The organism is Sphingobacterium sp. lm-10, assembly GCF_023554555.1.
Lineage (GTDB): Bacteria > Bacteroidota > Bacteroidia > Sphingobacteriales > Sphingobacteriaceae > Sphingobacterium.
Map to the genome: position 1 here is coordinate 933875 of NZ_JAMJWC010000002.1, position 13191 is coordinate 947065.

Below are 13191 nucleotides of genomic sequence, written 5' to 3' on the forward strand. Positions count from 1 at the left end.
ATTTTCTCTGTTAAACATTCGGATTGATGCTTTGAAAAGCCGGAAGCTCGTCCAAAAAAGTAAAATCTTCACGTTCAAAATTTATTATACAATAATAATGCTCAATTCCATTACTGACTAAAAGTAAGGGTATTTTGTGAACTTTATTATAATTTGCAATTTGAGAAAATGTTTTTTCGGAAATTTTGACAGTTGGTGCTTTAAACTCTGCCAGCAAAATTTTCGAACCTGCCGTATCGTAAATGAGTAGATCGCTGCGTTTTTTCAGGGAGTTTAACGTTAAACCACCCTCAATTTGCATCAAACTTTTTGGGTATTTTTTATGGGTGTGCAGGTAATGAATCCAATGTTGGCGCACCCATTCCTCTGGTGTAAGTACCAATTTCTTCTTCCGTAGTTCATCGTACACATAAGTACAATTTTCCCCTTTGGTAAGTTTTAGTACACAATTAGGAAGATTTAACGGAATAGGTACAAACATCTGCAAAAATACAGATAAACTGAGAATTCTACAAGAGAGCGGTTTCTGACCATCAGGCCAATAAAAAATTGTATTTTCGTACAGTGGATGTTAAAGCAATTTTAGGAGATATAAAGCGCAAGAAATTCAGTCCCGTGTATTTGTTGCATGGGGATGAGTCTCACTTCATTGATGTCATATCAGATGCATTGGAAGCTACCGTGTTAACGGAGGCACAAAAAGGATTCGATCAAACCATTTTGTATGGTAAAGAGACTGATTTCATGACAATCATTAATGTCTCCAAACGTTACCCGATGATGAGCGATTATCAATTGGTGCTGGTAAAAGAAGCTCAAAATTTGAAGTGGAAAGACGATGATCTGCTTCAGAAGTATTTAGAGGCTCCTACGCCGACGACTATTTTAGTACTCGCGCATAAATATGGCTTGGTAGATAAAAGGAAAAAAACATACAAACTGCTGGATAAAGCAGGAGTTGTGCTAGAGTCTAAAAAATTGTACGACGACAAAGTGGCACCTTGGATCGCAGATCAGTTTCTGTCGGTAGGTAGAAAGATACATCCACAGGCATCCGTATTGATGGCCGACTATTTGGGCACCGATCTTTCTAAAGTATCTAACGAGATTGAAAAGCTGTTGCTAAATGTGCCTTTAGAAAAAGAAATAACAACAGAAGATATAGAACGCAACATCGGAATCAGTAAAGATTTCAACGTATTTGAATTGAACACAGCACTGACCAAAAAAAATGTGTTTAAAGCATTCCAAATAGTGGATTATTTTGCGGCTAACCCCAAATCGAATCCCATTCCAGTCGTGATTGGTTCGCTGGGTAGTTATTTTACAAAAGTACTGAAGTACCACTACCTGCCAGATAAATCTTCGCAGGCAGCGGCAAAGGAACTGGGCGTTCATCCTTTTTTTACCAAAGACTACGAGCTTGCAGCACGCAATTATTCGAGACGAAAAACTTTTGACGTGATCAACTTGCTGAAAGAATACGACTTGAAGTCGAAAGGTCTGCACGTAGGGCCGAATACCACATCGGGCGAACTGCTGAAAGAATTAGTATATAAAATAATGCATTAAGGCAAGCATCTTCAATTTCTTATTCATGAAAATAAAGCTTTTATGGATCTCGATTTTCAGCCTTTTCACGCTGACCGGATTCGCACAAACTTACTACTACACCCAATTTCAGGTTGGCGGACAATTTGGTTTACGTAATCCGGGTTACGATGGTGTTTTCAATGGTTATGCTGCCCATTTTATTTTTGGATTGAATTTCAACGATCGTGCTTATGTAGGTCTGGGGGCAGGCAATGAGACATTTCGTGGATCTTATGTAAGCACCGACGCATCCGATAGGAATGCGATACGCCGTCAATACGACACCTATTTAATGCCTCTGTTTATCGATGCGCGCGCACCACTTTACTACCTCAATGATTACTCTTGGATCGGTATCTTGGGGAATACTGGTTACGCGCCACGCATAGGCCCGGTCTATGATCGGGGTTTTTTATTTCGCGGTGGCCTGCTGTATGTATACGAGACAATGAGGCGCAACAATTACACGGTTTCCGTTTCGTACGGATACCAGGAACTAAACCGTAATGCGCACGATTTCGGACGACGTTTTCAACACCAGCACCTTAGTCTCTCCCTGGGTTTGATGTTGAAGTAACTGTTTAGGGTGGCTTTTTGGCCTCGTGCTGAGGCTGGCCTGACTATTCGACTCTGGCTTTGGCCAGCCGCTCGAAAGCTTCTGTACGGTGTTCAACGATGATTTCGTGGACGAATGCAATCTTTTTGTATACGTTATGATTGATTTCAAAAGGATAGAGTTCTCGCAGTCCCATGCTTCTGTTCATGCAGTTCATCAGTGTGGTTACTGGGATCCACCTGTCAAATATCCATTCGAAATCCTTGGTTTTGTAAGGGTTTAGGCTTACCTCAGCGTTCATCGTATCGTCGTCTATGGATTTTGGCTTTATCGATATACCAAATGAGTAAGCAGTCTCTAAGGTATCTACCATATGCAGGTAATGTGCCCAAGATTCTGCCCAATCTTCCCAAGGATGCGACGCTGCGTACCGGCTAATATGCTGGGCGCGCCATTGGTCGTCGTTCGGTTTCTGATAGTGCTGTTCCAGGGCTTTGCCGTAATCGGTACGTTCATCGCCGAAAACATCTCGGCAGCGAGATAGCCTATCCGGATTGGGTGCAATCAGTATTTCCCAGTAATAATGTGCAATCTCGTGGCGAAAATGACCTAATAGGGTTCGGTAGACCTCATCCATCTGCATGCGCATGATTTCGCGCTGCACGTCATTGGCTTCAGCGATATTGAGCGTGATCACGCCGGAATCGTGCCCTGTCAATACCCTTTGTCCTTCTGGTTCGGAAAGGTCGGACTTAAATTCGAAGGAAAGTCCTCGCTCGAAATCCTGCGCTTTGGTAATTAGGGGCAATTCCAGCTTGATCATGGCATATACAAGTCTTCGTTTGGCATCTTCCAGCCGTGCCCATTTGGCTCTGAACTCCGCTTTTTCCAGATCGGGAATAATATGGTTGAATTGGCAAGCAGTACAGTACTCCGTATCATGCTCCTCGGGAATCAGCCAATTGCAAACACCTTCGTCGCGATTACGGCAAAAACGGTAGCCCTGGCCTGATTTTTCCAACATTTTGGATTTGCCCCGCTCATCTAAAGCGATCATTTTCATGGTCCCAGGCTCAAATCCTAATTTTGAACCGCAAGCCACGCAAGCTATATTCGCAAAATAAACAGGCTGTTCGCAATGGCTGCATGTGAAAATTTGCATGATGTTATCGAGGTTTTGTTTTTTAAGTAAATGCCTGATATGGGCAAAAAGTTTTTGAATCCAGAGGCTTTTTATTTTTCTTTTGGATGAAATTCCAATTCTGTTGCGTTCACACTATACCGATTAAGAAAAGCTTAGAGGCGTCTTTAAAAATACGCAGATCAGTGTTGTTCCCTTATTTATGTATTCAAATAATTGATTATTAATGAAATAAAGGAAAAAAAATAGACGAAATAACTTTTTCCTGATCTATTTTATTGCATGCTCTTTTAATAACTCGTTAAAGTATTTTACATTATTTTTAAAACATTATTGGATTCAGGAAGGTATTAATAGGTGTTGAGGTTCTTTATGACTGTTTAGAAGATAATAATGAAAGGTGTAGGCAATAAATTTAATATAATATTGTCAGCATTTTCTATAAATTTTATACTTTGATATAAATATCGGTTGTAATTTTAATGAAATAAGGCAAGCTATTCTTTGTGTAATCGATTTTGTGTGGGTTCGAAGCCTTTATTTCCGAATGTCACTTGAAATATATTGCTAAAAATTTAACCAAATCGAACTAATTAAAGCGTAGGTGTAGAAAAATGAAGAGAAATAGTCATGAATGTTGAAATAATCCGTGTTAAATCCAGTATAATTAAATTCAGCGAGTGGATCGTGAAAGAGACCTCCCCATCTTCATTACATAAATCACCCCTATGGAAAATACCTTGTTAACAAATTATATGTCTACGGATTCCGTCTATGACGAAATGCTGGGCACTGAAGTCCGCAAACACTACCAGACTTTTGTGCAGTCTTTCCTTAAGCTCCATGATAATGATGTGAAGAAACGGGAAGATATGGCCAAAAGCCTGTTCATGAAACAAGGCATTACCTTTACGGTGTACAGTGAAGGTGAGGGCGTGGAGAAAATATTCCCATTCGATATGATCCCCCGTATTATCCCTTCGGATGAATGGAGTCACATTGAAAAAGGGGTGAAGCAACGCCTTACTGCCCTCAACGTATTTCTTAAAGACATCTATTCCCAGCAATTCATCATTAAAGATGGCATTATGCCAGCCTCATTGATCTATTCCTGTACGAATTTCCTGCGGGAGATGGTCAATGTAGAAGTGCCGTTTGACATTTATTCGCACATCAGTGGTATAGACCTCATCCGTGACCACGACGGGTCTTACTACGTGTTGGAAGACAACTTACGCACGCCATCGGGAGTCAGCTACATGCTCGAAAACAGGAGTATGAGCTCGCGGATTTTTCCCAAGATACTGCCAGAAAACAAGGTGCGTCAAGTAAATAACTACCCCAACATTTTGATGAACAACCTATTAGCGATCGGTAGCAAACTGAGTTCAAAACCTAAGGTTGTCTTGCTGACACCGGGGATGTACAACTCTGCGTATTTTGAGCACGTTACGCTGGCCAACCTCATGGGAATCGAACTGGTTGAGGGGAGAGATCTCCTGGTGCAAAATCATTCTGTGTTTATGAAGACCACCAAAGGGCTCAAACGAATCGATGTAATCTACCGTCGTATCGATGATGAATTTATTGATCCGCTTGTGTTCCGACAAGAAAGCATACTTGGTGTCCCGGGGCTTTACCATGCCTACCGCAAAGGAAATGTGGCCATTGTCAATGCTATGGGCAACGGTGTCGGCGATGACAAGGCAGTCTATGCGTACGTGCCGGATATGATCCGCTATTACATGAATGAAGAACCCATACTCAAAAACGTTCCTACCTATCGCATGGAAAACGACGACGAACGCAAGTACACCATCGAAAACATGCATAACATGGTCGTCAAGAAAACCAACGAAAGTGGCGGCTATGGTATGATTATTGGGAACGCGGCCACCGACAGGGAAATTGCGGAGTATGTCGTGCAGATTGAAAAAAATCCGCGGCAATTCATTTCTCAACCGATCATCAGTTTGTCGTCCACCCCATGTTATATAGATGGCAAGCTGCAGCCAAGACGCGTGGACCTTCGCCCCTTTGCCTTGTACGGACCGGAGGGTATAGAGATTGTGCCTGGTGGCCTGACCAGAGTAGCGCTGAAAGAAGGGTCTCTCATCGTTAACTCTTCGCAAGGCGGAGGTAGCAAAGACACCTGGATCGTTGAAGTCTAATCATAACACTCAAACCACAACAACATGCTAAGTAGAGTAGCTGAAAACATATTTTGGATGAGTCGGTATATGGAGCGAACGAACATTATGTTACGTTATCTTAAGTACCGGTACATGGCATTTCAAGACGGTTTGTCCAATATACAAAGTGAAGAAATCGTTCAAAAATACAATATTAAGATCTCGAAAGACTACACGATAGATGAGGTACTCTCCAAATTATTGTTAGACATAGAGCTGCCGAGTTCAGTCTTTAACAATATATTTAAGGCACGCGAAAATGCCAGAAGTGCCCAGGACAATATCAATAGGGAGCTTTGGCAGAGCCTTAACGACTTGTATCATCAAATCCGCAATCCACAGCTACTGCAAGAAATATCCTACGATCCCTATTCTGTGATCGATGAACTCATTAAGAGGTGCATGCATTATTACGGCATCATCAACAATTCGGTAAGCCGATCGGAGGGTTTTTATTTCCTAAATCTAGGCAAATTTGTCGAACGCGGTTTGCAATGCATTCAGCTGATGAAAGAAGAGCTGATTTTACTCGACAATGGAGAACAAGAAAATCTACGTTGGCGTTATTTTTTGATGTCGTTCAATGGGTATGAGTTGTATTTGAGCAAGCATTTCGGTCGCTTAGACACCGAAAAGATTCTGGAACAAATGCTGTACGCTGACAACTACCCCAACTCCCTGATATACTGTTGGCATGAAATTGCTCATCATGCGGAGCACTTGTATGGAGAAGGTTCCAATGAGACGGCCGTCAACTTGTCTTTTGTGATCGGAAAGTCCTATTCGAATATCAAATATTCGAAATTGAATGGTAGTACAGACGGCAAATGTGCTTTTTTAAATGCCATAGAACAAAATTTTTATTCCTTAGTTGAAGTTTTAAATAAATACTGTTTTGGGCTCAATGCCGAATCCCATTCTTAATCTTAATAACACCACATTTTATGTTTAAGTATAGCATATCTCATACCACCAAATACCAGTACGACAGCAATGTCGGGAATAGTGCCAACCAGATCATTCTATTTCCCATATCTGGAGAAAACCAAACCATACTGGAACAAAATTTAATCATTTCGCCATTAGTCAATGTCGACTACTTCAACGATTATTTCCAAAATAGGATCGGCGTATTTACCGTGGTGGAGCCCCACAGAGAATTGGTGATCCTCTCCGAGTTGAAAGTAGAAACCAAAAACACACCTTTCCCGAATGTACAGATTTCCGTGGCGGAGCAATGGGAAGACCTGCACAAAAAAATCGGACAGTTTCCGTATATGGACTTCAACCAAACGGAAAAATTTGAGCACCGGGCGGACGTCGAGGAAGTATTGAAAACAATACTATCATCCGATACACCGATTATCGATGCAGTAAGCGCTATTTCCACCTATATCAATCAGAATTTTCGTTATGAGAGAGGTGTTACCACCGTCGAGACCGGTGTAGACGAGCTATGGGAAAATAAGGCGGGTGTCTGTCAGGATTTTGCGCACATGATGATCACGATGCTTCGTCTGTCTCGCATTCCGGCGCGCTATGTATCCGGCTATATCTGCCCAAGCCTGGACCACCAGATGCGCGGCGAGGGTGCTACGCATGCTTGGGTGGAGGTTTACATTCCGACATACGGTTGGTTTGGCAATGATCCGACCAACGACTGCTGGGTAGATAATAGGCATGTACAAATTGCCGTAGGAAGGGATTTTAGGGATTGTACGCCGGTAAAAGGCACTTATGAAGGTACGTCGCATCACAACTTGTTTGTGTCAGTTCTGATAACGGGCGGCGACGGATCGCAATCCGGCTTGGAGTCGGCCAATGTCCATGAGATAGCCAGTATAGACAAAAATACGGCAAACAAAGTGAAAGTCGTGGAAGACAAGCGAGCAGGCAACGCTCAATCGGTCAATTCCTATCAGCAATACATCATGCAACAACAACAGCAGCAACAGCAATAATTACATAAAATAGCAAGTCTTTAGTCTTTTTTTTTGGCCTCACGCTGAATTTACGAGTTCTGGGTTTTATGTTGAAACAATACAGTATCCCTCACCGGTTTTAACTATCTTTCTGTTTGTCTTTTTTCTTCTTTCCCTTTTCTTCGAGTTCGTCTAATTTTTCTTTTCCATACGCCAGTCTGGTAATACTAACAAATAGTACGGGCACGATGAAAATCGGAAGGAAAGTGGCAGCAGTCATCCCCCCGAATACCGTCCAGCCAATAGTTTGAGTCGAAACGGCTACCGGGCCAGAGGAAAACAGCAACGGTAGAATACCTAGTATGAAAGATATCGAAGTCATAATTATTGGGCGCAGACGTAACTTGACCGCTTCGAGTGTCGCATCGGTAAGTTCCATGCCACCATGTACACGTTCTAATGCAAACTCTACAATCAATATGGCATTTTTAGCAGATAAACCGATGATAACGAGAAGCCCCACCTGCGCAAAAATATTATTGTCCACGTTCGGAATGAGAAACAGCGCTAATATAGATCCGAAAGCACCCAGAGGCACTGCTAGCATAACAGAGAATGGTACCGACCAGCTTTCGTACAATGCGGCAAGTAAAAAGAATACCAATACAATACACAAGGCAAAGATTAACGCTGTTTGATTTCCTGCTTCTTCCTCTTGTAGCGATGATCCCGAAAATTCATAAGCTAGATCACTACTTAATTCTCCATTTGCCACATCTTTCAGAGCATTGATCGCATCGCCCGAGCTGTAATTGCTTGCCGCATCACCCATGACTTCAATAGACTGATAGATGTTGAAATGGTTGATGATAGCGGGAGATTCGGCCAGCTCATACGATATCAATTCCGATAGCGGTACTGGATTTCCGTAAGCATTATCAATATATAGGCCTTTGATATGTTCGATATCCATGCGGTACATAGAATCTGCTTGCGTCACTACTCTGAAATTTCGTCCAAATAAGGTAAAGTCGTTTACATAGGTGCTACCAAAAAAACTGGATAGATTGTTATAAATACTATTGATGGGTACGCGCATCGCCGCGGCTTGATCTCGGTCGACCTTGATTCTATAATTCGGCATGTCTGTGGTGAATAGGGTGTAGGCGGCTCCTATTTCGTCACGTTCATTGACATGGGCAATGTATTCTTCTCCTTGTTCCTCAAAGTCCTTGATGTCAATATTTCGACGGTTCTGCAGATGCACGCTGAAACCACCGGTAGATCCCATCCCGGGGATTGGGGGAGGAGTTGCCACCATTACCTCGGCTTTCTTGTAATCGCTGAATAGGGCATTAATTTGATCTATTATTTCGGCGCTGCTTCGTGAACGATCTTCCCACTCCTTTAATGCAACAAAAACAGAACCTACGTTAGGTTGTATTGATTGGTTGAGGTTGTTTCTCCCCGATATGGTTGTAAAGTATTTGAGTTCTGGAACTTCATCCTTGATACGGTCATACATATCGCTAAGCACCTCATCGGTGCGGGCACTGGAAGCACCATGAGGAAGCGTAATACCGATCATAAATAATCCGATATCCTCCTCTGGAATGAAACCAGTGGGTGTCCTAAAAAACAAGAAGGCTGTACCACCTAAGATGATAACTAGACTGATGATCACGAGAACTTTCTTCTTTATGGCGGTTTGTACGCCGTTGGCGTATTTTTCGGTGACCTTATCCAGCCGTTTGTTGAATCGATAGAAGAATTTATTTAGGCCTTTAGCATCTTTGGTAATCTTTGTGGGTTTGAGCAGGATGGAGCATAATGCCGGCGTGAGCGTGAGGGCAATGACGGTGGAAAGTACTACTGCTACGGCTATGGTGGTTGAAAATTGTACATAAAGTTGACCGACCATACCGGGAATAAAACCAACTGGTACAAACACTGCGGTTAGTACCAGGCATATCGCTATGAGGGGCGCTGTAATGTCTTTCATGCCCTTTTTTGTCGCCTTTTTAGCACTAATGTCCTCGTCGTCAATATATTTTTGTACTGCCTCCACCACAACGATCGCATCGTCTACCACAATTCCGATAGCTAAAATTAACGCGAGCATCGTTAAATTATTAATGGATAAGTCAAACATGGTGAAAGCTGTGAAAGAAGCTACAATAGATACAGGAATGGTCAATACAGGAATTAAGGTAGACCTCCAGTTTTGAAGAAAAAAGAAGACAACCGCCGATACCAATAATAAGGCAAGGATCATAGTTCGGAAAACCGATTCTACCGATTCATGTACCGCAGATACTGTCTCGTAGTTGATGACATAATCGACTCCTGGGGGAAAGTTTCTTTTTAAATCCGTCAATGCTTTATGGATACCCTCTTCCGTTTCTACGGCATTGCCGCCCGGCAATTGGTTGACCGCCATACCGGAGGACACCTCGCCATTTAGCCTAGCAAAGGTGTCGTAGGTAAACTGCCCGAGCTCTACCCTGGCTACATCTTTCAGGTATACAATAGACCCGTCTTCGTTCGTCTTGACCACGACCTGTTCAAAATCTTCTACTTCGCTCAGATTGCTGTCGGTGATCACTGGATATTCCAGCACCTGCGATTCCGGTTGCGGTCGTGCACCCACGCGCCCACCGAACTCGTAAATTCTGATCCCTGATGGCATTTTCTACATCCTGTGGCGTGAGTGAGAGGCTGGAGAGTTTGCTAGCATCCAGCCAAATTCGCATGGAGAATTCCTGGCCGAATATCAATACATCACCCACACCCTCCACGCGTTGAATAGCATCACGCAAGTAGATGTTAGCATAGTTAGATAGAAAATTGACATCTCGTGTATCGTTGGGAGAAATCAGCGAGATCATCATAAGAATGTCTTGGCTAGCCGTTCGTGTAGTGATGCCCAGCTGTCGGACAGCTTCTGGAAGAATGGGTTCGGCGATGCTTACCCGGTTTTGCACTTCAACGGTGGCAATATCCACATCAGTCCCTACCTCGAAGGTGACGGTGATTAAGCAATTGCCATCGGCCGTACTGTTGGACTGCATGTAGATCATGCCGGGTACACCATTGATTTCCGCTTCCAGCGGTGTGGTCACCGTTTCCTCCACTGTCTTCGCATCGGCCCCAGTAAAGGAAGCCTGTACCGTCACCGTGGGTGGTGCTACATCTGGATACTGGCTAATAGGAAGACTCACCAGTGCTATGACGCCGACGATGCACAGGAGAATAGATATAACCATTGCCGTAACCGGCCTGCGGATAAAAACTTTGGAAACTATCATAAACTAAAGCGATTATTTTTCCTCGACACGGAGCTTAGCACCATCAGATAGATTACGAACGCCCTCTGTCACCACCTTCTGGTCTCGCTCGAGTCCGGATTTGATTACTACTTTACCATCAAAGCGGGTACCTGCTTCCACTTCTTTGAATGCTGCAGTATCACTATCGGTTGCTACGAAAACATGGTATTTTCCCAACTCGCTAACCAATGCTTTTTGAGGAATCACAAGTTTTTTTTCTTCACTTTCTACTAAAGTAAGTTTGAGATTCATCCCCGCGCGCAGTCGATGTTCCGGGTTTTTAAATAGTGCTCGTACCCGGATAGTTCCAGTCGAGCGATCTACTTCCCGATCTATCAGGTATATTTTGCCGCCGTGTTCGTATGTGCCAGATTTTGGTAACTCAATCTGGATGTTGTCTGATGACTCCTTTTTCTTCAGATCCAAGAGTAAGTCTATATAGCGTTCATTTGCCTGGAACTCTACTGTTATTGGATCAACCGTAGATAGTATATTTAGCGTGGTGGTTCCAGCAGTAACATGGCTTCCCTGTCGGACTCTAGATACGCCAACAATGCCTGAATAAGGGGCATATATGATTGATCTATTGAAATCCGTTTTGGCCGTCTTTAACGAGGCTCTTGAATTTTTAATAGCCGCAGACCGGTTTTCGAGGTCGGTGCGTGTATAATCAAGTGTTTGAAGTGCAATTGCATTATCTTTTGCCAATTCTTCATACCGATCTAGGTCCTTGCGGGTACGGGCATATTCTGCTTCTGCGTTCTGCAAGTTGGCCTCTGCTTGCTCTACTGCAGCCGAATATCTGATATCATCAATTTCGTAAAGTTTTTGCCCTTTGCGGACATAGTCTCCATCGGCCACAAAGATTTTTCTGACAAAACCGGAAACTTCTGCATAAAGTTCCGTTTCCTCGAGCGGTACTACATAGGCCGGATATTGCTGGCGATCAGTAATCATTTCCTCCTCTACCGTATACACTGTGACCGGTTTCCCGGAGTCTTCTTCCGATTTGCTATCAGCGTCATTGCTACAGGCATATTGACTCAAAGACAGCGAGAGCCCAAATAAGATATAGATCCATTTTATTTTATTCATAGTTCCTCTTTTATTAATTGACCCGAATAGTCCCTTTTGCTTTTTGTATATCCACTTTGCTTGCCAAAACAGCGTAAAGCGCATGAAGATAATTGATCTGGCTAGTGCGAAGATCTGTTTCTGCGACCATGAGGTCTAGATAGGTTTTTAATCCTTGATGGTACTGCAATCGGATAGTTTTATATACTCTCTCGGATAAAGTGACATTTTCTCGGTGGCTTTTCCAGTCAGCCATGTTCGCGATATAACTCGCCATTGCTGCGGAGTACTCTACGGTAATTCGGTTTTTCAGGTCAACCAAATGCCAATCTATTTGTTGCTCAATCATCTCCGATCTTCGGATCTCGGCCTTGCGTCTAAATCCCGTAAATACGGGTATGCCGAGCGTTATTCCGATGCTGGAATTGGGTATGCCCTCATTAAACAAGTTTTGGAATCGTTCGCTGAAAAACATCAATTGATAGTTGGCGTGCGCACCGATTTCCGGTAGGAATTGCCATTTCTTAAACTGTGTGTTTATGGTTTGCAACTCCTTTTGATTTTTCAACTGTCGGTATTCAATACGTTCCGCCTCAGCCCATCCATCTGTGGTGTCTAAGAGGATGGATGCGTCTAAATTAACCTCATGACTGGAAAAGTCCAGCGGTTGTGAGGATGGTAGATCCAATAGTTGTTTCAGATAATCATATTTATACCGCTTTATTTCTTCTGAACGCTTCAACTCGGCTTTTACGTTGTTCAAAGCAATCTGTGCCCGATCGTGATCAGTATGATCGACTATGCCCACTTTGTACCGTGCGTAGGTTTCATCAAATTGGCGTTGAATGCGCTGGAGATTTTCTTGAATAATTTTAATTTCTTCTTCCGTGGTAAGAATGTCGAAGTAGGCTTTGCTTACATCAACAACTGCCTCTATCTTTTCGTACTCTACTTGCTGTTTATACCCTTCTCGCACATGTTTTGATGCTCTCGAGGCGCGCATCAGATCAGGAGTCAGTATAGCTTGCTTTGCTTGTACCCCTATGTTACTGGTATTTCGTTGTCCCATCTGGATCAGTTCGTCATTAATGACGGTAGCGGGTATGTTTAGAAAGTGATCCAAATCACCAAAAGCATGAATCTGAGGATAGTATCCTGAAAGGCTGGCTGTGATCTCCTCTTCTCCGATATCTTCTCCAATAAGAGCTGAGCGAACAGTTAAGCGATGTTTCAATGCGTAGTCTATGAGTTCATCCAGCGAAGGAGTGGTTGAAAGCTTGTCTTGGGCCCAAGATTGGGTATGAAACAAGCCGCAAAATACCAGCATTCCGATAAATCGGATGTTTGTCTTTTTTAAACTCATTTATTTTATAGGTTAATCCCT

11 protein-coding genes are annotated in these 13191 nt (G+C 43.0%); 5 read left to right on the top strand and 6 right to left on the bottom strand.

Annotated elements, in window-relative coordinates; all coding sequences use genetic code 11:
- Window positions 1–10 precede the first annotated feature (10 nt).
- Entirely contained in the window at window positions 11–481 is a 471-nt protein-coding gene (locus M8998_RS14160) for a type I restriction enzyme HsdR N-terminal domain-containing protein (protein ID WP_249993905.1), read from the bottom strand.
- An 83-nt stretch (window positions 482–564) separates the two neighbouring features.
- Between M8998_RS14160 and holA the strand changes: the two genes are divergently transcribed.
- Together holA and M8998_RS14170 are read left to right on the top strand one after the other, a co-directional pair.
- Complete coding sequence (gene holA / locus M8998_RS14165) at window positions 565–1572, top strand: DNA polymerase III subunit delta (protein ID WP_249993907.1); 1008 nt, start codon at window positions 565–567, stop codon at window positions 1570–1572.
- Between the two features lie 25 nt (window positions 1573–1597).
- The gene (locus tag M8998_RS14170) at window positions 1598–2170 is read left to right on the top strand and encodes a hypothetical protein (RefSeq protein WP_249993909.1); all 573 of its coding nucleotides are present in this window, start codon (window positions 1598–1600) and stop codon (window positions 2168–2170) included.
- 43 nt (window positions 2171–2213) lie between these two features.
- Here the strand turns inward: M8998_RS14170 and M8998_RS14175 are convergent, their stop codons facing one another.
- Window positions 2214–3311, bottom strand: a complete 1098-nt coding sequence (locus tag M8998_RS14175) for a zinc-binding metallopeptidase family protein (protein WP_249993911.1) — start codon at window positions 3309–3311, stop codon at window positions 2214–2216.
- A 707-nt stretch (window positions 3312–4018) separates the two neighbouring features.
- Here M8998_RS14175 and M8998_RS14180 point away from each other — a divergent pair.
- Genes M8998_RS14180 through M8998_RS14190 form a run of 3 tightly spaced genes read left to right on the top strand, consistent with a single transcriptional unit; the run spans window position 4019 to window position 7443 of the window.
- A complete protein-coding gene (locus M8998_RS14180) occupies window positions 4019–5461 on the top strand; it encodes a circularly permuted type 2 ATP-grasp protein (protein WP_249993913.1) in 1443 nt (480 codons plus the stop codon).
- Between the two features lie 24 nt (window positions 5462–5485).
- Window positions 5486–6406, top strand: a complete 921-nt coding sequence (locus M8998_RS14185; protein ID WP_249993914.1) for an alpha-E domain-containing protein — start codon at window positions 5486–5488, stop codon at window positions 6404–6406.
- A gap of 20 nt (window positions 6407–6426) precedes the next feature.
- On the top strand, window positions 6427–7443 hold the full coding sequence (locus M8998_RS14190; RefSeq protein WP_249993916.1) for a transglutaminase family protein: 1017 nt from the start codon (window positions 6427–6429) through the stop codon (window positions 7441–7443).
- Window positions 7444–7543: 100 nt separating this feature from the next.
- Here M8998_RS14190 and M8998_RS14195 read toward each other — a convergent pair whose 3' ends face one another.
- From M8998_RS14195 to M8998_RS14205, 4 genes are read right to left on the bottom strand one after another with little or no spacing between them, the layout of a single operon-like run.
- A complete protein-coding gene (locus M8998_RS14195; RefSeq protein WP_349665665.1) occupies window positions 7544–10054 on the bottom strand; it encodes an efflux RND transporter permease subunit in 2511 nt (836 codons plus the stop codon).
- A complete protein-coding gene (locus M8998_RS16245) occupies window positions 9969–10712 on the bottom strand; it encodes an efflux RND transporter permease subunit (protein ID WP_284040482.1) in 744 nt (247 codons plus the stop codon). Before M8998_RS16245 ends, M8998_RS14195 begins: the two co-directional genes overlap by 86 nt.
- Window positions 10713–10724: 12 nt before the next feature.
- A complete protein-coding gene (locus M8998_RS14200; RefSeq protein WP_249993918.1) occupies window positions 10725–11828 on the bottom strand; it encodes an efflux RND transporter periplasmic adaptor subunit in 1104 nt (367 codons plus the stop codon).
- Between the two features lie 13 nt (window positions 11829–11841).
- Window positions 11842–13170: a TolC family protein gene (locus tag M8998_RS14205; protein ID WP_249993920.1), complete on the bottom strand. Its 1329-nt coding sequence runs from the start codon at window positions 13168–13170 to the stop codon at window positions 11842–11844.
- Window positions 13171–13191 lie beyond the last annotated feature (21 nt).